Origin of the sequence: Pseudobutyrivibrio sp. (assembly GCF_015057185.1) — a bacterium.
Taxonomy (GTDB): Bacteria; Bacillota; Clostridia; order Lachnospirales; family Lachnospiraceae; genus Pseudobutyrivibrio.
On sequence record NZ_SVEV01000003.1, the window covers coordinates 21,507 to 44,124 of the forward strand.

The following is a 22,618-nucleotide window of genomic DNA, read 5'->3' on the forward strand; positions in this document are numbered from 1 at the left end:
TGCGACATTTGGAGGAAAAATATGAAGGGTATTATTTTAGCAGGTGGATCAGGAACAAGACTGTATCCACTTACAAAGGCTATTAGTAAGCAAATCATGCCAATCTACGACAAGCCAATGATTTATTATCCATTGTCTACACTCATGTTGGCAGGCATTAGAGAAGTACTTATCATTTCTACACCAAGAGATCTTCCTGTATTCGAGGAGCTCCTTGGAGATGGCAAGCAGCTTGGCATGGACATTCAGTATGCTGTTCAGGAGCATCCAAACGGACTTGCTGAAGCATTTATTATCGGTGCAGACTTCATTGGCAAGGACGCTGTTGCCCTTGTTCTTGGAGATAATATTTTCTATGGACAGTCATTCTCAAAGGTTCTCCTTTCTGCAGCAACTCGTACAGAAAATGAGCCAGGCGCTACAATCTTTGGTTACTACGTACGTGACCCTAGAGAGTATGGCGTTGTAGAGTTTGACGAGAATGGTGTGGCAATTTCTATCGAGGAAAAGCCAGCTGAGCCAAAGAGTAACTACGCTGTTCCAGGTCTTTACTTCTATGACAACTCAGTTGTAGAAATCGCAAAGACCATCAAGCCATCAGCACGTGGTGAGCTTGAAATCACAGCAGTAAATAATGAGTACTTAAACCGTGGCAATCTCCACGTTGAAACACTTGGCCGTGGATTTGCATGGCTCGATACAGGAAACCACGACATGCTTCTTCAGGCAGCTGAGTTTGTCAGCACATTCCAGAAGCGCCAGGGCATGTACATTTCATGCATCGAAGAAATCGCATACAAGCGTGGCTTCATCGATCGCGACCAGCTTCTCAAGCTCGCCGAGCCACTTATGAAGACAGCATACGGTCAATATCTCGTCGATATTGCAAACGGACTGTAAAAAACAAATAGGAGGGACCCCGAAGGGGAAGAACCTGTTTGTCACGACGCATCCCATTGCGAAGCAATCATAAATGGATGCGTCTTCCCGTATAGTCCAGTTAAAAATTAACTGGGTAATTAAAAATATTAAGAGCAAAATCTTAGAGAGTGTTTCTAAATATAATAAGACTGACCATAAGGAGCGGTCGTTACTTAGAAGGTGCAAAGCAGCTTCTTATGTAACGCAACCAGCGACGCAAGAGCGAAAGCGTGTCAGTCGGTTATATTAGAAACACGAAAAAAAGATTTTGCACATAGAATAGAGGTTTTTAAAATGGCTATTACAGTAGAGAAAAATGTTAATGGTATTGAAGGCCTTTGCGTTATCACCCCTAAGGTGTTTGGTGACGACAGAGGTTACTTCATGGAGACATACAACGAGAACGACATGAAGGCTGAGGGCCTTGATTATGTTTTCGTTCAGGATAATCAGTCAGCAAGCAAGAAGGGCGTTCTTCGTGGCCTTCACTTCCAGAAGAATTTCCCACAGGATAAACTTGTACGCGTTATCTCTGGTGAGGTATATGACGTAGCAGTTGACCTTCGTGAGGGCTCAGCTACATTTGGCAAGCATTATGGAATTCTTCTTTCAGCTGAGAACAAGAAGCAGTTTATGATTCCAAAGGGATTTGCTCATGGCTTCTTAGTTGTAAGTGATTATGCTGAGTTCTGTTATAAGGTTACAGATTTCTATCATCCAAATGATGAGGGCGGACTCGCATTTGATGATCCAGATATCAATGTTCAGTGGCCTATTCCAGAAGGAATGACAAAGGATGACTTGATTCTTTCTGATAAGGATAAGGTCAACGCATCATACAAGGAATACTGCAAAGAACACGGTATTAATTAATTTGGTTTTAGGGAGAATAGCCAATGAAAGGATTTTGGGAGAATATTAAATTCTTTGTTAGCGGACATCGTGTGGCATCTATCGCTACCGCCGGCGTCGTAGGCGTCTCAGCAGTAGGTGCAGGCGGCTTTGCAGCCTATAATGCATTCTCAGACAACAAAGAACCAGAACTAGAAATTGTAGAGGTTGAAGAAAAGGCCGCTACTGGAGATATTTATATTCCTCAATTTAAAAGCGTAGTTTTAACTAGCGAATCAATTGAAAAGGACATCACGATTTACATTTCTGAGCCAACAACTGGTGAGGATGAAGAAAGTGATACATGTATTACAGGTGTTCTTTTTCAGGTTAAAATGATTTCAGTAGAGGATGGCGAGAGCCTACAGTCATATGTTGATGCAATTACTAGCATTGATGAGCAGATTAAAGAGTACACATCGGCATATGATGAAACATATTCTGTTAATGATATCCTTCAGGACAGAAATGTAGATGTTACGATTACTGATGAAAATAATGAGGTAATAGATACAGAGGCAGGCGACATTACAACTGATCCACTTTATCAGCTGTATTTGGATAAAGAGACTGCCTTGCAGGCTTACACACTGGCTCTCAATGAGTTAGAAGGTCCTGTTTACACTGATGATGACGAGGACGGAGTCATTAGCGAGACAGATGTTGAGCCTGGTGATTATGTAGCTTGTATTGTAAATAGCACTGACGAGGGAGCCACTGCTTACCAGCCAGAAACTATGGAGACTGCTGTCAATGTAAAAGACAAAGTTGAGTTCGTAGTTCAAGAAGAGATTCAAAAGCAGGTAAAAGAGGATGTTGCTTCCGAGGATGGACAGGTTGAAGAAGCTGTGCCTGTAGAGGCAACACTTACTGATACTGTAGCTTTTGTAGATTCTAAGAAAGTTGAAAATGGCGGAAGCTACAAAGAAACAACCGACGCAGTTGCACCAACAACAACTGCAAGCTCAAGCAAAGCCACTGTAAAAAGCGGAGGCAAAACATCAACAGAACATAATGTAACTACCACATCACGCACACGAGTTAGAAATAACGGTGCAGTTGCAGGTAGTACAAATCCTTATGCGTTAGTTGCTGTATCTCTGGTTCAGGTTGCTGCAGTTGACGGTGAAGAGCCAGCAACAGAAGAGACACCTACTGTGACCGAGCCAGAACAGGAAGAGACAAAGCCAGCAACTTATACAGTCACTATAAAATGTGTCTCAGGAGATTCAACAATCAAAACTGAGACAAAGGAAAACATAGAGGCTGGAGAGCAGACATTCTCGGCACCAGCTGTTGATGGCTACACAGTAACAGGTGAATCTTCGAAAAAGGTAACTGTCAGCGGTGATACAACCGTAACATTTACATACAAGAATAATGAGCCTGAAAAATATACAGTTACAGTAAAATATCAGGATGTTGATGGAAATACCCTTAAGGGTGATTATACAGAATCGGTAGAAGCCGGAAATCATACGTATACTGCCCCAACTATAGAGGGATATGATATTTCAGGTAATTCTGAAAAGACAATAAAAGTTCCAGATACGGTTACAGTTACATTTAAGTATACTAAGAAACCTGTAACTACCACAACCACCGAAAAAGCAACTCTTGATATGAGCTATTCAGCTGGTACATTTACAATTTCTGCAACTACAAATGTTAGCAGCGTAAAGGTAAATGACACAGCTGTTTCAATGTCAGGTGGCAAGGGTACATACAAGGCTTCAAAGGATGGAGATTACAAGCTTACAGGCGTAGCAACTTTCTCCGATGGAGCTACAGATAATAGCCTTAACGTTACTTACACAGTAAGTGGCTATGGCACAGGTTCTTCTGAAAAGCTCAAGGATTCAAAGGGCAACCAGCTCTACCTTGATAGCGAAGGAAAAACAGAAGCGACAGCAGCTGACTACGAAAAAGGCAAGACATATTATTACAAAGAGGCTGCTTATACATATTACGGATGGCAGACAATCGATGGCAGCACAAAATACTTCGATGGCAATGGCAACTATGTAACAGGCGAGCAGGTTATCCAAGGTGTTAAATACAACTTCGGCTCTGACGGCGCGCTTCTTGTTAACGGTGTTGGTATCGATGTTTCAAAGCATCAGGGTTCCATCGACTGGTCACAGGCTGGCCCAGCCGTTTCATTTGCAATCGTTAGATGCGGTTACCGTGGAATGTACGATGGACAGCTGCACGAGGATTCATATTTCTACAAGAATATGAGCGGTGCAAAGAGCAACGGAGTAAGCACTGGTATTTATGTTTACTCAACAGCCCTTAACGAGGCCGAGGCAGTTGCAGAGGCTTCAATGGCAGTATCGATGGCCAACAAAGCCGGCGGATGTTCACTTCCAATCTTCATTGATATGGAGGACAGCGTCCGAGGACAGAGAAGCCTTTCAAACGCCCAGCGTACAGCAATTATCAATGCTTTCTGTTCAACAGTACAATCTGGCGGATACAAAGCAGGCGTTTACGCAAACAAAACTTGGATGACAAATTATATTAATACATCTAGTCTTTCAAGCTCATGCTACATTTGGGTGGCCCAGTACAATACCTCATGCTCATACACTGGCCGCAAATCTATTTGGCAGTACTCAAGCAAGGGTTCCATCCCTGGCATCAAAGGAAACGTAGACGTCAACAAATCATACTTCTAGCCAATAAAACCTACGGCTAGCCCTGCTGCTAAAAGTAGGGGCAGAAAAAAGATTTTATACCCAGTATTCTGGACGAATACATAATTTAACAATTTAGAATGAGCAAAATGTAATTAACAAGTAGGTTTCTAAATATGACTTCTTGCTGACTAAACAATGAAATTGTCAGCAAGAATCCTGCTTCGCAGGACATGAAAATAGATAAATCTATTTTCATGGTAGTTACGATTCCAGTTTTTCTGAGGAAAAACAGGAATCTATAGTGAACAAAATGTAGTAAACAAGCTATATGCTCTCTGAAGTGAACATGTTAGTGAACGAAAGAGAGTATATGCTTGTTGACGTAACATTTTGTGGCCTAACAAAGAGACATGATGCTTGTTGACCTAACATTTTGCGGACTTAAATTAATATGAATAGTAAAAGTGTAGAAACAGGAAAAAAGATTTTTAGATTTGTGAGCAGCGTGGTGTTAGTAGCAGTACTAGCCGCGCTTTTTGCAGTTATGTGGTATTTGCGTTTACAGATGCTTATGCCAACAAGATTTTTAGGATTAGGAAATTATTTGATGATTGGTTTGTACACAGTACTTACCATTTTGATGATTAATACCTTCAAGGGCTTTAATATTGGTAGTGGACGAATTTCCATTTTGACAATGTCGCAGGCCATTGCAATGGGCCTTGTAAACATATTGGAGTTCATAATTGTTATTTTGATGACCCGAATCAAGGTATTAATGTGGATAACTCTTGCATATATCGTTGTGCTGACAGTTGCGCAGGCATTTGCAGTCCTTGCCATAACATTTATTAGCACAAAGCTTTATCGTGCAGTGTTCCCACCATTTTCGATTTTGAATATTTACGGCGAATATGAGAACAACCTTGTTGTTAAAATGAATCGCCGAGGAGATAAATACAATATTACAGGTGAAATGAGCTGTAAGGAGCCTTTGGATAAAATCACAAAGGAGCTTGAAAATTACGACGCAGTCCTTATAAATGATGTACCAGCTGAGACTAGAAATGACATTATCAAGGCTTGCTTTGCAACTGACAAACGAGTTTATTTCACTCCAAAGATTTCAGATATTCTCATCAAGGGCTCAGAAGAGGTCAACCTTTTCGATACACCTTTGTACCTTTGCAAAAATGTAGGAATGGATGGCATTTCATCAGCAATCAAGAGAATGGGTGATATTTTGATTTCAGGAATCGGAATCATCCTTTCATCCCCAATTATGTTGGTGACAGCTATACTTATCCACAAATATGACGGCGGACCGGTATTTTATAAACAAACTCGCTGCACAATCGGTGGAAAAGAATATCAGATTATGAAATTCCGTTCAATGATTACTGATGCAGAAAAGGACGGCAAGGCTCGTCTTGCCAGCGAGAACGACGATAGAATCACACCTATCGGTCACTTCATTCGCGCAACTAGAATTGATGAACTGCCACAGTTCTTCAACATTCTCAAGGGCGAGATGTCCGTAGTTGGCCCACGTCCAGAGAGACCAGAGATTATTGCAGAATATGTAAAAGATGTTCCAGAATTTGCTTTCCGTACCCACGTAAAGGCAGGTCTCACAGGCTACGCTCAGGTTTACGGAAAATACAATACAACATCCTACGACAAGCTCAAGCTTGATATGATCTACTGCGAGAAATGCTCAGTACTTTTAGACATCCAGCTTATCCTTATGACACTTCGCGTTATCTTTACAAAGGATGCCACCGAAGGTGTGGAAGAAGGCGCAGTAAACGCAAACGTACGTAAATAAACGTAATTCATAAAAGTTAATAAACTAGCGATTTATTCAAACTAAAAGTAGATTTATAAAACATTATTAAATCACACTAAAAATAGGTTGTAGATAACAAACAGTTTTTCTCTGAAGATGACGTGTTAGTCATCGTAAGAGAATAAAGTGTTTGTTATCGTAACAACCGGGAGAGATATTTTAAAAATGAAAAAGGCTTTGATGCATGGTCACACGGCTTATATGGTGACCCAGTTTAATGTAGATAATATAAAGATTTTGCAGAACCTAGGCTATGAGGTTGATGTGGCCTGTTGTTGGAATGACGACGACAGTGCACTTTCGCCAGAGGCTCTAAAGGATCGTAGAAAATTGCTTGATGACCTTGGCTGCCGAGTTATCGAGACAGCCAGCCTCAGAAAGATTTTTAATATTTCTGAGCTCAGGACAGCCTATAAACAATTGAAAACTGAAGTGGAAAACAATAAATACGAAATTGTCCACACCCAGTCTCCTATAGGTGGAGTTATTTGTAGACTGGCCTGCAAAAAAGCAAGAAAGCTTTATGGAACAAAGGTTATTTATGCAGCCCACGGCTTTCACTTTTTCAAGGGAGCACCACTTAAGAACTGGTTGGTGTTCTACAATGTGGAAAAGTACTGTAGTAAATTCACTGATCTGTTGATAACCATCAACAAAGAGGACTATGCTAACGCACAAAAGTTTAAAGCTAAAAAAGTAGCTTACGTTCCAGGAGCTGGAGTTGATACTCACAAATTTGTAGCCAGCGATGGCGCTCGCGAGAAAATTAGAGCAGAGCTTGGAATCGATGCAGACACAAACGTCCTACTATCTGTTGGTGAATTGATTCCTAGAAAGAATCACATCGAAGTTCTCAAAGCCTTGGCGATTATGAAAAAGCAGGGAATGCTTTATAGCCCAGATGGTGACGACCGCGTTGAACCAAAGTACAAATTAAAATACTTAATCGCTGGTCGTGGAAAAATTGCTCAGGAGCTTGAGCATTCCATCAAGGAAATGGGACTTGAGGATTATGTCATGATGCTTGGCTTTAGACGTGATGTTGCTGATGTTTTCGCCGCTAGTGACATTTATGTTTTCCCATCCCACCAAGAGGGACTTCCAGTGGCTTTGATGGAGGCAATGTCCGTAGGACTTCCTGTAGTATGCAGTAGAATCCGTGGCAACACAGACCTAATCGAGGAGGGCAAAGGTGGTTACTTATTTGATTCCCACCGTGAGTCCACACTTGTTCAGGCCATAAAAAAAGCCTTGGCAGATTCTCCAACTGCCCGCGAGACCATGGGCAACACCAATATCGAAATAATGAAAAATTTCGATATCCAAACCGTAGATAATGTTATGCAAGATATTTATCAAAACGTAATTAATGATTAATGTGATCAAATGGTAATGCAAGACTTAGTAGGTAATATAGTTTAATGTTTAGATTAGCGGACCGTTATCAGTCCTATATTAGGTAATTGTAGACATCAAGCTATTTATTCTCTGTAGATGACGTTTCAGTCATCGTAAGAGAATTAAATGCTTGTAGTCGTAACAATTACCGTAATAGAAGTATTTATTGGAACGGGACGCGGACTAGGAGTAACTATGATTATTTTGCATGTTTCTAAATCTAGTAAGTATAGTGGCATGGAAAATGTTGCAATAAACATTATTAATTCTATGCCGGAGGAGATCAAAAGCGTCTATTTGACTGCCACAGGCTCCATTGAAACCAAGCTTTTGGACCAGGACATTTCCTACATTGCAGTAGAGAAAGTCAATGAGGAGGCAATCAAAAAGGCCATCGATGAGGTTAAACCAGACATTATCCACGCCTATGAGTACGAGTGCAGCCTTATGTGCACAAAGGTTACAGATACAATTCCTATTATTTCCCACTTGTATTCCATTCCAAAGTGGGTTCAGAAAATAGGCACCAAATCCATTATTTATGGCGGAGCATGCAAGAATTTCACCAAGATTATCATCCCTATCAAAAGGGTAGAAGAAAAAGCATGGTTCAAGGATAAAATGGAAGGCAAAACCATCGTCCTTGGTACTCCTTTTAATGCAGTAAAAATTTTTGAAAAGGGTTATTTACCAGGCACTGAGATGTCAAAAGAAAAGCTGGCTGCTTATAAGTCAGACTTACTTTTTGTAGGTTATCTCACCGAGAACAAAAACCCATATGAATTCGTTAGAATCGTTGCCGAGGTTATAAAGACACATCCAGACATCAAAGCCATCATGGTTGGCGGCGGAGATTTAGGAAGTGAGACCTTGGAGCTTATCAATAAAATGGGACTAGGCGACCACATCAAAATGGTGGGCCTACAGCATAATCCTTACGTCTATATGAACCAGACTCGAGTATTGGTAGCGCCTTCTAAATTCGAAGGCTTTGGAATGGCAGCCGTAGAGGCAATGGCTTTTGGCAAGCCTGTTGTCGCCAGCAAGGTTGGCGGCTTAATCGAGAATGTGGATGACGACTGCGGCAAAATTTGCGGCACAGACAAAAAGCCAATTGATAGGGAAGCATTTGTGAATAACATCGTGGAACTATTGGACAATGACGAGATTTATAGGATGAAGTCAGAGGGGGCAAGAAGACGTGCCAAAGAGCTCAATAACTTTGACACATTCATGGAAGAAGTATTAAAGATTTATGAAGATGTTTACAACACTGTTAAACAAAATTAAAAGTGCAGATTTTATACTAGTGACAATGTCCACCGTTGCGTGTTCGGCAATGTCATTCATATTTAATGTTTATTCAAAATCCATCGTGGCAGATTTTCCAATGGGAATTTATAGTACATGTCTTATCGCTATGACATACATGAACTATGCGCAGTTTGGAGTTTTGAATGCATACAATAGAGATTACCCTCAGGCTCTAGGTCGCAAGGACTATGAGCAGGCTAAACGTCTTAAAAATTCAGCAATGACATTTATGCTAATGATATATTTGCTGATATTTGTAGTGTTTGAGGCATGGGTAGTGATTTTTTACCACGGCAAAATTGCAGATGATGTATATCAGGGCTACTATGCATTTGGTTATGCCATGTGCCCAATCTTGATTCTCCTAAAGAGCTTTGACGACATGTCAAATTACACAGTGAGAATGAATGGCAAATATAATAAATCCGCAGGAATCGGCTTGGCTCGAACAGTTATTGCCCTTGTACTTGGCATTTTATGCCTCAGGGCATTTGGATACTATGGTCTATATAGTATGTCCATTATTTCTGCCGCCCTTGGAATTGTCATGTTCCACAAGGATTCTCTAAAGGGAGCTAGACTTGATTTTGACTTTACCTTTATGAAAGGCATGATTATAGCAGGCCTTCCACTTTTGATAAACAGCCTGATTTGGACTATCGTTCAAAGTGTTGATAAATTTGTTATTTTAGGTTTCTTAACCACCAAGGATTTGGGTACCTACTCAGTTCCTACAATGGGATTTACCACAATGGTTCTTGTGCCACAGACCATTTCTCAGGTTTTCTACATCAAAATTAATCATCTTTATGGTGCTAATTCCGATGAGAATCAGCTCCTTGAGAAAGCTAGCTTTTTCACAGCTATCACAGCTGCCGTTTCAGGAGCAGCCTGCGTGTTTGTGTTCTACATCATGCCTATATTCGTTGGCAGATTCATGCCAATGTACACAAATGGTAATACCGCAACACAAATCCTTATCATTGGCGTGGCAGTCTATTCCACAACAATGGTATTTGGCAACATTTTCAGTGTATTAAAGCTTAACAAATCGCTGATTGCCAACTCAGTTGCCCTTTGTATTTTCAATGCAATTTTCTCATCAGCGCTAGTACTATTTGTTGACCACAGCATAAATATGGTTGCTATAGGAACCGGACTTTCCTACGCACTATATTCACTGCTTTTGATAATAAAGCTTGCTAGAAGATTCAATTACTCAATGATAAAGCTACTTGGCTCTAGCTGGTTACCGCTACTGGCAATTGTGGTACCTGGAGTGATTTTCTATATGGTTATTCCTAACCTGTATGTGGCCGCAGCATTGGCTTTATTTACTATAATGTTGGTATGTGCTACACTATATAAGTTAATTTTCTCTAAAAGATAGGAAAAAATATGTATAATTTATGCTTCATGGCCCGTCGTCCATTCGACGATTTGTCGCCAGGAATATATAAACAAATTAGAAAAGAACAGGACCCAGAGGCTAATGCCATTTTTATCACCTGCGATTGCAAGGAGTCAGAGTACATCAGAAAGAAATTTGATGCCAACGACAAGCAGGTGACAGTGGTTGAGCTTTCTGCCTTCATGAATGAGCATTGGGACGAGTTCACACTTGAGAAGCTTTCATACTATGAGAAAAAGTATGATGCATCCCCAATGTGGAAATACATTTACTCAGATAGATTTTTGATTTATCGCAATTACGATTATTGCGTGCACACAGCAGCAGGCTTGTTTGCTTTCTGGGAGCACGTTTTCACAACCTACAAGGTTGACTTCTACTATGATGAGGTTATTGCCACACTGTTTACCTATGTAGCTTATTTGGTAGGGAAAAAGGTAGGCACCCATTATTACACACTGATGCTTATGCGTTCGGTGGGAATGGATTTGACTCATCACTATATTTTAAATGATCCATTCGAGATGATTTACGATATGCCCGAGGATTATGCTACTAGAGAGTACACTCCAGAGCAGCTAAAGGCAGCGGATGAATTTTTGGCAGGCTTTGAGGAAAAGCATTCCAAGCCTGCATTTATGCAGTTTTCGGGACGCAAGCCTAAATGGAAAATGAGCTTTTTTACTCTTCCTTTCTTATGGATTCGACAGAGATATTTCAATCCACATGCAATGGACAAGGGCTCATATATTTACTACAAGGCTTACGAGCGCTCGATGGAGCAGATAAAGTTCTACTTCCGCTACAAGGCTAGTAGAAAATATTACAACAAGGCTGACCTTTCAAAGAAGTTCGTTTATTTCCCACTTCATTTGCAGCCTGAGGCATCCACCATCGTGTGTGCCCAGAAATACGAAAAGCAGCTTTATTTCTTAGATAATTTGGCAAAGTCCCTTCCAGCAGATACTGTGATTTACTGCAAGGAGCACTATTCATTCCTTGGTAGCAGGGACAATAGCTTTTATAGAGCTTTAAAGGAATATCCAAATATCGTGCTGATTGACCCATGGGAGGATAGCTTCCAGCTCATTGAGCATTGTGAATGCGTAGCTACACTTACCGGCACTGCAGGCCAGGAGGCAATGATGCTCCGGCGCCCTGTTATCATGGGCGGAGACATTCTCTATGAGAATGCACCAGGTGTCATGAGAATAGATGACATTTTCGGAAATTATGAGAGCGCAATGGCAAATTGGAAAAAGCCAGAGCGTGAAGAAATAGTTAAATACTTGGCAGCATATATGTCTTGCGCCCGCCCAGGCAACACCTACGCCATGAGCGACGCCCGCCTAACCGACGACAACTGCCGTCTGTTAGCAAAATCAATGTACGATTATTTTAAAGAGCAAAAGCCAATTATGTAATTTATTAGTTTAATAGAATTATAGAAAGCAAAACCAGTTAACAATTATTTGTTCTCTGGAACGAACGTGTTAGTGAGTGAAAGAGAATCAATTGATTGTTAACGTAGGTTTTGTCTAAAGGAGTAAAAACATGAGTAAAGTTTTGGTAACAGGATCTGATGGTTTTATCGGATCTCACTTAGTTGAGGAACTTGTAAAAAAAGGATATGAAGTAAGAGCATTTGTTTACTACAATTCATTTAATAATTGGGGATGGCTCGACACACTTCCAAAGGAAATCATGGACCATGTAGAGGTATTTGCAGGTGATGTTCGTGATCCTAATGGTGTTAGAGAGTCTATGAAGGGCGTGGATGCAGTATTCCACCTTGCAGCCCTCATTGCTATCCCATTTTCATACCATAGCCCAGACGCTTATGTAGACACAAATATCAAGGGTACACTTAATGTTCTTCAGGCAGCTAGAGACCTTGGCACACGTGTACTTGTTACATCTACATCAGAGGTTTATGGTACAGCTCAGTACGTGCCAATCGACGAGAAGCACCCATACCAGGGCCAGTCTCCATACTCAGCTACTAAAATTGGTGCTGATAGACTTGCTGAGTCATTCTATCGTTCATTCGATTTGCCTGTAACAATCGTGCGCCCATTCAACACATTTGGTCCACGTCAGTCAGCTCGTGCGGTTATTCCTACAATCATCACACAGCTTCTTGCAGGCAAGGAAGAAATCAAGCTTGGTTCACTTACACCAACACGTGATTTCAACTATGTAAAGGATACTGCTAATGGTTTCATCGCTATGTATGAGAGCGACAAGACCATCGGTCAGGAAATCAATATTGCAACACAAAAGGAAATCTCAATCGGACAGCTTGCAGAAGAGCTCATCCGTCAGATTAATCCTAACGCTCGCATCATCTGCGACGAGGATAGACTTCGCCCAGAGAAATCAGAGGTAAATCGTCTTCTCGGTTCCAACGAGAAAATCCTTCGCCTCACAGACTGGAAGCCACAGTACACCTTCGAGCAAGGCCTCGCTGAGACCATCGAATTCCTTCGTGGCAACCTCGACAAGTACAAGGTAGATATTTACAACATCTAGTCCACACGTGCCGTGCACATTAATGCATATATGGTAGCTGGTCTACCCGCGCCGTGCACATCAATGAATCTGGATGGTATTTGTAAATTATTATTAAGTATTAAATATTTAGATGAGTAAATTGTAAGTAACAAGCTATTTGTTCTCTGAAGGCTGACGTTTTAGTCACCGTAAGAGAATCAAATGCTTGTGACTGTAACAATTTACGGACTATAGTTTAAGAGGTAATTAAAAATGTCAGATGAATTTATTGCACTTTCTGTGCCAAATCTTAAGGGAAATGAATTGAAGTATGTTACAGATGCAGTTGAGACTGAGTGGGTTTCCACCGCTGGTCCATATGTATCAGATTTTGAAAAGAAGATTGCCGAGTATGTCAAGGCTCCAGCAGCTGTCAGCACACAAAACGGTACTTCAGCACTTCATGTGAGCTTATTGCTTTGTGGTGTTACTAGAGAGGATGCGGTTATCGTTCCTACTCTTACATTTATCGCAGCAGTAAACCCTACAAAGTACATTGGCGCTGAGCCTATTTTCATGGACTGTGATGATAGCCTTTGCATGGACCCTGTCAAGCTCAAGAAATTCTGCGAGACAGAGTGTGATTTCGTAAATGGCAATCTTATCGATAGAACTACAGGTCGCCATATTAAGGCAATGGTAGTTGTTCACGTATTCGGAAATATGGCAGACATGGAAGCAATCATGGACATTGCCAGAGAGTACAATATCAAGGTAGTTGAGGATGCAACAGAAGCTCTCGGCACATACTACACAGAGGGTAGATATGCTGGAAAGTTCGCTGGTACAATCGGTGATTTAGGCTGCTATTCCTTCAACGGCAACAAAATCATCACTACTGGTGGTGGCGGCATGATTGTTTCAAACAATCAGCAGGTACTTGATCATGCTAAGCACCTTACTACACAGGCCAAGGCAGACCAGGCTAATTTCATCCATGATGAAATCGGATTCAATTACCGTATGACAAACCTTCAGGCAGCACTTGGACTTGCACAGCTTGAGCAGCTCGAGGACTTCATCAAGACAAAAGAAGCAAATTACCATAGATACAAGGATGCCATCGACAAAATGGATGGACTTCATGTTCAGGATTTCCGCGACGGCATCCGCAGCAACTACTGGTTCTACTCAGTAGTATTTGAAAATGATGAGACTGGTCGTGATCGCCTCATCGAAGAGCTCAAGGAAAACCACATCCAGTCCCGTCCAATTTGGGGTCTTATCTCTGATCAGGTTCCATACAAGGGTGCACGCTGCTACGAGCTCGAAAAGGCACCATGGTACTGGCACCGCGTTGTAAACGTACCATGCTCAACAAACCTCGACGAGGCAGGCGTTGACCGCGTCCTCGACGTAATCCGAAACTTCAAATAACGTGGCAACAATGCTCGTTTCTGAGTAATTGAAATGCCCACAAACAAAAATCTTTAGATGAGCATAGAATTTAACGAAGACATATAATAGTGCAAGCTTACCGTAGAGCACACTCGTTACTTAGATGGTGCGAAGCAGCATCTTACGTAACGTGAGTAGTGCGGCAAGAGCGCAAGCGTGTAAGCGGTACTATTATATGTATGAGTTAAATATTATGCGGAGTAAAAAAATTTATGGAAAATGTTTTAATTCATGAAGAAGATAGTATTTTGCAGGCGATGCGTACATTTGATGCAAGCGGCAGAAAGACAGTTTTTATAGTTGATGAGGAAAATGTGCTTCTAGCTGCACTTTCTGAGGGTGACGTCCGCCGTTTTATTTTGTCAGGCGGTGACCTGAACGAGCCTGTCAGCAAAATTGCAAATTACAAGCCACGTAGCTTGAAGGATGATGAGCGTGACGACGCCAGAGATTTTTTGCGCCGCCATAATATCCAGGGACTTCCTATTGTGGATGATAATGGTCATGTGATTGATACTATTTTCTGGAGTGAAAACAATTTGACAAAACAGAGCGAGCTTTCTTGTCCAGTTGTTATGATGGCTGGCGGCAAGGGCACTCGCCTTTATCCATATACTAGAGTGCTTCCAAAGCCACTTATTCCAGTTGGTGAGAAGCCAATTTCCGAGCTTATTATGGATAGCTTTGCAGATTATGGCATCAACAGGATGATTATGATTGTAAACCATAAGAAAAACATGATTAAGGCTTACTACGGCGAGATTGAGAAGCCTTATACTGTTGAGTTCGTGGACGAGGATACTCCACTTGGTACAGGTGGCGGTCTTGCTCTTATAAGAGGACTTGTTAACGAGACATTCATCCTTACAAACTGCGACATCCTTATTGAGGAAGACTATTCTAAAATTTTCGCTCACCACAAGGCTGAAGGCAACATGATTACAATGGTTTGCTCCCTCAGAAATTTCCAGGTGGCATATGGAGTAGTAGAATTTGGCGAGCACGGTAACATCACCGACATGAAGGAGAAGCCAGAATTCAGCTTCTTTACAAATACAGGTATCTACATCGTAGAGCCTGAGGTTATTGACTATATCAAGGATGGCGAATTCGTAGGATTCCCAGACATTATTAATAGACTCAAGGACGACGGCAAAAAGGTTGGCGTTTACCCAATCAACGAGAATACTTGGATGGATATGGGCCAGCTTGATGAGCTTGGCAAAATGGAGAACCGTCTAAGAGGAAAATAGTAAAGAGAGGAATGTTACTTGGAAAAATTAAAGAGCTTTTTTTACCCAATGAATAAAGAAAAAGCATTTAAGCTTGGAACAATAGGTATAGCAGCCATTGGAATCATTTTTTCTATCATTTATTTCGCGTTGAATTGTTTTGATTCCACCAAGAGTAAGTTCTACAATAGCTATTTTGCAATCATTCTTTTAATTATGATTGCCACCACTGTTTACCTTGCTAGATTTCTAGTTTTGGAAAAAGAGTGGAACTATTCTAGAGTTTACGTTATTTTGACTTTGGGCTGGAGCATTTGTATGCAGCTTGTTATGCCACCTATTTCAGGAGCTGACGAAGTTCATCATTTCTACAGCGCATACCACTGTTCCAATATTTACCTTGGAATAAAGGATCACGATTTTGACACTGAGCCAGAACGATATGGTAATTGGTACGAGGGCACCACATATTCAATGATGCGCGCCGAGGACTATTACAAGCTACCTTATGTTGATGTGACATTCCCTTATCAATATCAGATTATCGCAGATGGCAACTGGTTCCACACCGACGAAGAAATGAAGGAACTGGTTCCATGTTACGTAAAGCCTACCCAGGCTAGACGTTATTTACTTTCCGGTCTTGGAATCGCAATTGCTAGATTCCTTGGATTTGGATTTTCCGGCGTTTTATTCATGGGCCGTTTCATGAATTCATTGACTCTGATTTTGGCAGGATGGATTTGCATCAAGCTCCTTCCTGTTGGCAAGCTGCAGCTTTTGACATTCTCACTGTTTCCAATGATTTTGCAGCTTCACGCCTCATATTCATATGACAATATGAGTATTTTATTCTCGCTGATTTTACTTACAATGTGTTTGTATTTCAGTCAGGAGCACGTGAAACTGCACGCTTGGTATGTTTATTTGATTGCCATAGCAGTTGTATTTTTGATTCCTAACAAAATGGTATACACACTTTTTGCAGTATGGTTCTTCGCCATCCCTGTTAAAAAATGGTGGACTGATGTGTGCCTTAGCAAAAAATGGTACGAGTATGTACTTGGCGGTGCATTTATCGCCGGTGCAGCATTAGTTATCAAAAAGCTTTGGCCAAAATATTCCTACATGCTTTATGACCAGTTCGTTCTTTCTTGGAACCACGCAACTATCGAGCAGGATGCCACAAGAGAGGCCTACACTTGGGCGACCTTCCTTGAGAATCCTCTTGATACCTTCAAGTTCGCATGGGAAGGAATCAAGGTAGACTTCTGGTACAACGTCAAGCACGTTGTTGGTAGTGAGCTTGGTCACACCAGCTTAAATGCCGTAGTACCTATCGGCTGCATCTTGGTAATGCTTGCAGTTCTTATTGTTGGCCTCTTCATCAACAAGGGCAAGAGACTGAAAAAATGGCAGTACGTTGTCATCGGAGTTGGTTTGGTAGCCTGTGTTCTTGCAATCTTTGCAGGATGCTTGGTTCGATTCACACCAGCTGAAGGCAGCCAGCGAATCCAGATTTCATACAGATATCTGATTCCAGTTTACATGTGCATGTGCATCGCCCTTGGCACTGACGCCAAAGAAAACAAAAAAGCAATGACATTGATTTTAATCCAGAACGTTGCCCTTATGTTTGCAATGTGCGGATTGACATATTACCTTTTCCATCTTCGCGACGGAATGGGTGTTCCAGAGGTATTGATACCATTAGGTTTTTAGTAAAATGATGCTTTTTTCAGAATGAAAAAAGTATCAGGAGTGCCCTTGCACGACGATAAAATGATGCTTTTTTAAGAATGAAAAAAGTATCAGGAGAGCCTTTGCTCGACGATAAAAAGGAGATTCAATTATGACAAGAGAAGAAGTATTCGAAACACTTACTGAGATTTTTCAGGATGTATTTGATGACGACGAAATAGAACTTACAGACGCTACAACAGCAGACGATATCGAGGACTGGGATTCCCTTGAGCAAATCAACTTGGTCGTAGCCTGCGAGAAAAAGTTCAACGTAAAATTCGACATGAAGGAAATCCAGAGCCTCAAGAACGTAGGCGAGATGGTTGATACAATCCTTGCAAAGCTCTAAACGCTAGAGGAACCTGTTAGTGCCGTAATGGCACAATTAATATTTGATGGCTCGTAGTTATCAAGCTCTGAGTGATGCTAGAAGGACTGTTTTAGCGATTGTAAAGATAATAATTAATGTATAAGTAGCTCGTAGCTATCAAGCTCTGAGTGTTGTCGAAGGAGGCGTGTTAGCCGACGAAGACAATATCTCAGGCTTGAGAGTGTAACGAGCGAGAGATAGTATATGAATAATTATAGTTTTGATGAATTAAGTGTGGGCATGTCCGAGGATTTTGAGGTGACTATAACAAGCGAAATGCTTGAGAACTTCAAGGCAATTACAGGTGACGTGAACCCACTGCATAATGATGAGGAATTTGCACATTCCAAGGGCCATCCGGGCAGGGTGGCATTTGGCATGCTTACAGCAAGTTTTCTATCAACATTAGCTGGTGTATATTTGCCAGGAGAAAAGAGCCTTATCCAGCAGGTTGAGACCAAATTTGCAAATCCAGTATATATAGGTGATGTGCTTACAGTTAAGGGCGAAATCACTGAACTCATTGAGAGTGTGCAACGCCTAGAGCTGAAGGTTACCATTACCAATCAGAATGGTAAAAAGGTACTTCGAGGCAAAATGCAAATACTTGTAGTCTAGAGGGAGAGTACATGAGAGAAAATAAGACATTATTTGTTACAGGAGCATCCTCAGAAATTGGAACAGCTTTTATTGAGCAGGTTGCTGATAATTATGATACAATCGTCGCTCATTACCGCAGTAGTGCAGGCAGACTCCTTCCATTAGAGGAAAAATTAGGCGAGAAGCTTGTTATGGTACAGGCAGATTTTGCTGATGCCACATCTGTTAGAAAAATGCTTGATTTCATGACGGAGCGTCAGTTAAAGCCAGATCACATCGTACATTTAGCAGCTTCCCCTATGGAAAATGAGAAATTCAAAAAGCTTGATTGGTGTAATTTTGCTGAATCAACAGAGACAAATATTCGTCCAATCGTTGATATTCTAGAGGAATTTATGCCGGTTATGGCAAAGCAAAAATACGGCAAAGTAGTGTTTATGTTAAGCGCAGTGACCCTTGGCATGCCACCAAAATACAAGAGCGTATACACAACTACAAAGTACGCGCTTTTAGGTCTTATGAAATCTTTGGCAGTAGAGTACGCCGACAAGGGAATTACCGTAAATGGTGTCAGCCCAGAGATGATTGATACCAGATTCCTAAACAATCTTCCAGATTTGATTAAGGAAATGAATGCAGATACTATGCCAATGAAGGCTAATCTGACAGTAAACCAGGTTGTGCCAACTGTAAGCTTTTTGTTATCAGATGGCGCAGACATGATTAGCGGACAGAATATCGCCATTACAGATAGCAAAGAATAATTATAGAGAATAAATAGTTTAGATATGTCGCCGAAGTCAACAAGCATTGATTTCGGTGATGTTAGTTAATGAGGATTGTATAAAATGAGAAATCTTGTTATTGCAGGCACAGGCGGTGCAGGCAAGGAGACAAAGTGGCTAGCTGAGAGAATCAATGCAGTCACACCAACATGGAATATTTTAGGATACATAGACGTTGAGCCAGGCGAGGGAGTCATCGGTGATGACAGCTTTGTAACTGACACAACAGAGGATTTGGACGTAGTCATTGCCATGGGTTCCATGGAGCGACGCAAATTCTTATATGAGCTTTACAAGAAAAATCCAAAGGTTCATTTTCCAAATCTTATCGACCCAACAGCCATCATATCTGACCAGGTTACAATGGGCGAGGGCAACGTGATTTGTGCCGGTGCTATTCTTACAATTGATGTGAAAATTGGCAACCAGAACCTTATTAATTTTAACTGTACAATCGCTCACGATAGCGTCCTTGGTGATTTTAATACCCTCAATCCAAATGCCAATATTTCAGGCTCATGTACACTTGGCAACCTTATCGAGGTTGGTACAGGCTCACAAATCGTTCAGGGCAAGAAAATCGGTGACGAGACCCATATCTGGGCTGGCTCATGTGTAATCAAAAACACAAAGGGTCGTTGCGAGGTTGTTGGTGTGCCTGCTAAGACCGTACTTAAGTTTTAGATGCACCATCCATCGAAACAAATTTTACAAATAAGTTTATAAAAAAAATATAGATAGCTTGCTTATAAAATTTAAATTGGATTCTTATATATCTTTTATGTGGTTGTTAATATCTAAAAGTAGATATACGTAGCTAACAATAGGTTGTATGTATCAAGCTCTAAGTGTTGCTGCAGCGAACGTGTTAGTGAGCGTAAGCAATACTTAGGCTTGAGACAGTAACAACCGAGCAACATAGTGGATTACACATAGAGGCAAGCGGGAGAATAACTTGGAAAAGAAACATATTTTAATAATTTGTCAGCACTTTTATCCGGAGAATTTCAGGATTAATGATATGGCCTACGAATGGGTAAAGCGAGGCTACAAAGTAACTGCAGTTACAGGCACTCCTAATTATCCAACGGGGAAATATTTCCCTGGCTATAGCTGGTTCAAAAATACAAAAGAAACCCATAATGGTGTGGACATATATAGAATTCCTTTGATTGCCCCAGGGCATACAAAGCTTGGCCTTGTGCTAAATTATTACAGCTTCCCATTCTTTGGCTTTTGGTGGCAGTTGTTTTCTAGGATAAAGGCAGACGAGGTGTTTATGTTTGAAACATCTCCAATGCATCAGTGCAAGGTAGGTGTTCGTTTTGCCAAGCGCCACAAGATTCCATGCTACTTGTACGTACAGGATTTGTGGCCAGAGAATCTAGAGATGATTACAGGCATTCATTCACCAATTATCATCAAGCCTATTGAGCGTATGGTTCGCTATATTTACAAGGGCTGCACACACCTCTGGGGAACAAGCCCTAGCTTTGTAGATGCCATTCGTAAATACGTAGATCCATCAGAACATGACAAGGTTAGCTTCTGGCCACAATATGCAGAGGAGTTTTATCAGCCACTTCCTAAAAAGAAACACAAGGGATTTAATGTTATCTTTACCGGAAACATTGGTCAGGCTCAGGGCCTTGAGATTCTTCCACTTGCAGCTCGAAAAATTCGCGAGCAAGGAATCAAAGACATACGATTTACAATCGTAGGCGATGGTCGTGCTAGAAAAAGCTTCGAGGAGTCCATCACAGAAAATGGCGTTTGGGACATGTTTGAATTTGCCGGAAGAGTAACACCACAGGAAGTTCCTGCGTTACTTGCCACAGGAGATGCAGCATTTCTGTCCTTTGCGGATGATGAGCTTTTCGCCAAGACAATCCCAGCCAAGCTACAGTCTTACATGGCATGCGCTATGCCTATTATCGCATCTGCCAAGGGCGAGACAGCCCGCGTCATCAAGGAAGCAGACTGTGGTATCTGCTCAGACATCGGCGACGCCGAGGAGCTGGCATGTAGCATCCTTGCCATGAGCAAACTTTCAGAGGAAAAGCTTGCAAAGCTTGGAAACAATGCATTGAAATACAATAAAGAGCATTTTGATAAAAAGACTCTCATGGATGAGATGGATACATATTTGAGATAAAAGAAAGAGACTTCTGTGGAAGAAATTCTCTCTATTAAGTAGATAGGGAGTGTATCGCAGAAGTCTCTTTTTTATGTTTAATCAGTGGAGAGGATATTGGGCTAAATTATTTTATTTATCCTGCTTTTGCCATCTTATCCACCATGGAAATGAGTCAATGGTAAAGCCTTCGGCTGGAGCAAACTCCACCATTGACACCATTTCCATTAGGCGGATAAAAGATAGTCAAGCAGGATTTCAAAATGGACTGTGGCAAGCCACGAGTTCCAGGAAGAATACCACTGCGAGAAGCGTAAATGGGGAGTGCAGTGGTAATGGATAAAAGGATTACCACTGCGGAAGGCGGAAAAAAGGAAGTGCAGTGGTAAGGAATAAAAGAATTACCACTGTGAGAGGTAAAAAACGGGAAATGCAGTGGTAAAGGAGCAAATAGATTACCACTGCAAGAGGGAGAAAATGAAGATTGCAGTGGTAATGAGGAAAATATTTACCACTGCGAGAGGCAGAAAATGAAGATTACAGTGGTAATGAGAAAAATATTTACCACTGCGGGAGATAGAAAATGAAGTTTACAGTGGTAATGAGAAAAAAAAGACATTGGAACTGTTTTAGTCCAATGTCTTTGATTTCAATAATGCTAATAAATTGCTGTATCATCTATTTGATTGAGGTTTCTAGTACTTAACTTCGCCTTCGTGCTTCATAAGTGTAGCGGAAATTGTACCAGCTACATTTGTCACATCATCAACCAGCTTGCTGCCATCCTTTACCTTGACCTCAATGATGAGGGTAGAGGAATCCTTTGTGGAACTCTTTGAATCTACCTTGAAGCTATTTGTGTGCTTCTTAACAAGTGACATAACCTGCTTTTCAGCTTCAGAATTCTCAACCTTTACAATTAAAAGCTCAGGTGATGAAAGAGCAGGGACCATATTTAAAACTACAAGTCCGATTGTTACGAATACTGCAAGTATAACGCAAAGTGCGAATAATCCAGCGCCGCAGATGATTCCAGTACCGATTGACCAGAATAAAAAGAGCAAATCCATTGGCTCCTTGATAGCGGTTCTGAAACGAACGATTGAAAGAGCACCCACCATGCCAAGTGAGATAACAAGGTTTGACTGCATGGCAAGGATGATGCCCGAGGTAATCATTGAGATGATTGCCATTGATATTGCGTAGCTTTTGTTATAAAAAGTACTGCGAGTAATGAACCTGTAAATGCAGAAAATGTAAAGTGCAATGATAAAGGTTTCAATCAAGATAATTGATACATACTGGGCAGACATATCTGCAGCAGAAAAACCTTCAAGTACCGATTTTTTAATCATGTCTGAAAAACTCATTATTATT

18 protein-coding genes are annotated in these 22,618 nt (G+C 41.2%); 17 read left to right on the forward strand and 1 reads right to left on the reverse strand.

Annotated features, from left to right (window positions below; all coding sequences use genetic code 11):
• The first annotated feature begins 21 nt into the window (after window positions 1–21).
• The 17 genes from rfbA to E7276_RS02380 all read left to right on the forward strand — a co-directional run bounded on the left by rfbA (window position 22) and on the right by E7276_RS02380 (window position 21,262).
• On the forward strand, window positions 22–900 hold the full coding sequence (gene rfbA / locus E7276_RS02300) for a glucose-1-phosphate thymidylyltransferase RfbA (protein ID WP_294213233.1): 879 nt from the start codon (window positions 22–24) through the stop codon (window positions 898–900).
• A gap of 315 nt (window positions 901–1,215) precedes the next feature.
• The gene (rfbC, locus tag E7276_RS02305; protein ID WP_294213235.1) at window positions 1,216–1,794 is read left to right on the forward strand and encodes a dTDP-4-dehydrorhamnose 3,5-epimerase; all 579 of its coding nucleotides are present in this window, start codon (window positions 1,216–1,218) and stop codon (window positions 1,792–1,794) included.
• Window positions 1,795–1,817: 23 nt separating this feature from the next.
• Entirely contained in the window at window positions 1,818–4,493 is a 2,676-nt protein-coding gene (locus E7276_RS02310) for a GH25 family lysozyme (protein ID WP_294213240.1), read from the forward strand.
• Window positions 4,494–4,905: 412 nt separating this feature from the next.
• The gene (locus tag E7276_RS02315) at window positions 4,906–6,282 is read left to right on the forward strand and encodes a sugar transferase (protein WP_294213242.1); all 1,377 of its coding nucleotides are present in this window, start codon (window positions 4,906–4,908) and stop codon (window positions 6,280–6,282) included.
• Window positions 6,283–6,468: 186 nt separating this feature from the next.
• On the forward strand, window positions 6,469–7,680 hold the full coding sequence (locus tag E7276_RS02320; protein WP_294213245.1) for a glycosyltransferase: 1,212 nt from the start codon (window positions 6,469–6,471) through the stop codon (window positions 7,678–7,680).
• A 147-nt stretch (window positions 7,681–7,827) separates the two neighbouring features.
• Complete coding sequence (locus tag E7276_RS02325; protein ID WP_294213248.1) at window positions 7,828–8,991, forward strand: glycosyltransferase family 4 protein; 1,164 nt, start codon at window positions 7,828–7,830, stop codon at window positions 8,989–8,991.
• Between the two features lie 100 nt (window positions 8,992–9,091).
• A complete protein-coding gene (locus E7276_RS02330; RefSeq protein ID WP_294213250.1) occupies window positions 9,092–10,405 on the forward strand; it encodes an oligosaccharide flippase family protein in 1,314 nt (437 codons plus the stop codon).
• A gap of 8 nt (window positions 10,406–10,413) precedes the next feature.
• Window positions 10,414–11,850, forward strand: a complete 1,437-nt coding sequence (locus tag E7276_RS02335; RefSeq protein ID WP_294213252.1) for a capsular polysaccharide export protein, LipB/KpsS family — start codon at window positions 10,414–10,416, stop codon at window positions 11,848–11,850.
• Between the two features lie 130 nt (window positions 11,851–11,980).
• Window positions 11,981–12,958, forward strand: coding sequence for an NAD-dependent 4,6-dehydratase LegB (locus E7276_RS02340; RefSeq protein WP_294213253.1), 978 nt, complete (start codon window positions 11,981–11,983; stop codon window positions 12,956–12,958).
• A gap of 234 nt (window positions 12,959–13,192) precedes the next feature.
• The gene (locus tag E7276_RS02345; protein WP_294213255.1) at window positions 13,193–14,356 is read left to right on the forward strand and encodes a LegC family aminotransferase; all 1,164 of its coding nucleotides are present in this window, start codon (window positions 13,193–13,195) and stop codon (window positions 14,354–14,356) included.
• Between the two features lie 233 nt (window positions 14,357–14,589).
• Window positions 14,590–15,630, forward strand: coding sequence for a nucleotidyltransferase family protein (locus E7276_RS02350; protein WP_294213256.1), 1,041 nt, complete (start codon window positions 14,590–14,592; stop codon window positions 15,628–15,630).
• An 18-nt stretch (window positions 15,631–15,648) separates the two neighbouring features.
• Complete coding sequence (locus tag E7276_RS02355) at window positions 15,649–17,331, forward strand: DUF2142 domain-containing protein (RefSeq protein WP_294213259.1); 1,683 nt, start codon at window positions 15,649–15,651, stop codon at window positions 17,329–17,331.
• Between the two features lie 130 nt (window positions 17,332–17,461).
• Entirely contained in the window at window positions 17,462–17,701 is a 240-nt protein-coding gene (locus E7276_RS02360; protein WP_294213261.1) for an acyl carrier protein, read from the forward strand.
• 225 nt (window positions 17,702–17,926) lie between these two features.
• Window positions 17,927–18,340 (forward strand): MaoC family dehydratase, encoded by a 414-nt coding sequence (locus E7276_RS02365; RefSeq protein ID WP_294213262.1) that lies wholly within the window; start codon window positions 17,927–17,929, stop codon window positions 18,338–18,340.
• 11 nt (window positions 18,341–18,351) lie between these two features.
• Window positions 18,352–19,086 carry an SDR family NAD(P)-dependent oxidoreductase gene (locus tag E7276_RS02370; RefSeq protein WP_294213264.1) on the forward strand — a complete coding sequence of 245 codons (735 nt, stop codon included), beginning with the start codon at window positions 18,352–18,354 and terminating at the stop codon, window positions 19,084–19,086.
• 84 nt (window positions 19,087–19,170) lie between these two features.
• Window positions 19,171–19,791 carry a PglD-related sugar-binding protein gene (locus E7276_RS02375; RefSeq protein ID WP_294213267.1) on the forward strand — a complete coding sequence of 207 codons (621 nt, stop codon included), beginning with the start codon at window positions 19,171–19,173 and terminating at the stop codon, window positions 19,789–19,791.
• 271 nt (window positions 19,792–20,062) lie between these two features.
• Window positions 20,063–21,262, forward strand: a complete 1,200-nt coding sequence (locus E7276_RS02380) for a glycosyltransferase family 4 protein (protein ID WP_294213270.1) — start codon at window positions 20,063–20,065, stop codon at window positions 21,260–21,262.
• A gap of 674 nt (window positions 21,263–21,936) precedes the next feature.
• Here E7276_RS02380 and E7276_RS02385 read toward each other — a convergent pair.
• Window positions 21,937–22,611: a DUF4956 domain-containing protein gene (locus E7276_RS02385; protein WP_294213272.1), complete on the reverse strand. Its 675-nt coding sequence runs from the start codon at window positions 22,609–22,611 to the stop codon at window positions 21,937–21,939.
• Between the last annotated feature and the right edge of the window lie 7 nt (window positions 22,612–22,618).

What these genes read in the sequence shown, in the direction of transcription:
- E7276_RS02315 (WP_294213242.1), top strand. Translation starts at nt 4,906, where the DNA reads ATGAATAGTAAAAGTGTAGAAACAGGAAAAAAGATTTTTAGATTTGTG.
- E7276_RS02385 (WP_294213272.1), bottom strand. Translation starts at nt 22,611, where the DNA reads ATGAGTTTTTCAGACATGATTAAAAAATCGGTACTTGAAGGTTTTTCT.
- E7276_RS02375 (WP_294213267.1), top strand. Translation starts at nt 19,171, where the DNA reads ATGAGAAATCTTGTTATTGCAGGCACAGGCGGTGCAGGCAAGGAGACA.
- E7276_RS02320 (WP_294213245.1), top strand. Translation starts at nt 6,469, where the DNA reads ATGAAAAAGGCTTTGATGCATGGTCACACGGCTTATATGGTGACCCAG.
- E7276_RS02360 (WP_294213261.1), top strand. Translation starts at nt 17,462, where the DNA reads ATGACAAGAGAAGAAGTATTCGAAACACTTACTGAGATTTTTCAGGAT.
- E7276_RS02330 (WP_294213250.1), top strand. Translation starts at nt 9,092, where the DNA reads ATGGGAATTTATAGTACATGTCTTATCGCTATGACATACATGAACTAT.
- E7276_RS02335 (WP_294213252.1), top strand. Translation starts at nt 10,414, where the DNA reads ATGTATAATTTATGCTTCATGGCCCGTCGTCCATTCGACGATTTGTCG.
- E7276_RS02340 (WP_294213253.1), top strand. Translation starts at nt 11,981, where the DNA reads ATGAGTAAAGTTTTGGTAACAGGATCTGATGGTTTTATCGGATCTCAC.
- rfbA (WP_294213233.1), top strand. Translation starts at nt 22, where the DNA reads ATGAAGGGTATTATTTTAGCAGGTGGATCAGGAACAAGACTGTATCCA.
- E7276_RS02365 (WP_294213262.1), top strand. Translation starts at nt 17,927, where the DNA reads ATGAATAATTATAGTTTTGATGAATTAAGTGTGGGCATGTCCGAGGAT.
- E7276_RS02310 (WP_294213240.1), top strand. Translation starts at nt 1,818, where the DNA reads ATGAAAGGATTTTGGGAGAATATTAAATTCTTTGTTAGCGGACATCGT.
- E7276_RS02350 (WP_294213256.1), top strand. Translation starts at nt 14,590, where the DNA reads ATGGAAAATGTTTTAATTCATGAAGAAGATAGTATTTTGCAGGCGATG.
- E7276_RS02370 (WP_294213264.1), top strand. Translation starts at nt 18,352, where the DNA reads ATGAGAGAAAATAAGACATTATTTGTTACAGGAGCATCCTCAGAAATT.
- E7276_RS02345 (WP_294213255.1), top strand. Translation starts at nt 13,193, where the DNA reads ATGTCAGATGAATTTATTGCACTTTCTGTGCCAAATCTTAAGGGAAAT.
- E7276_RS02325 (WP_294213248.1), top strand. Translation starts at nt 7,828, where the DNA reads ATGCTTGTAGTCGTAACAATTACCGTAATAGAAGTATTTATTGGAACG.
- rfbC (WP_294213235.1), top strand. Translation starts at nt 1,216, where the DNA reads ATGGCTATTACAGTAGAGAAAAATGTTAATGGTATTGAAGGCCTTTGC.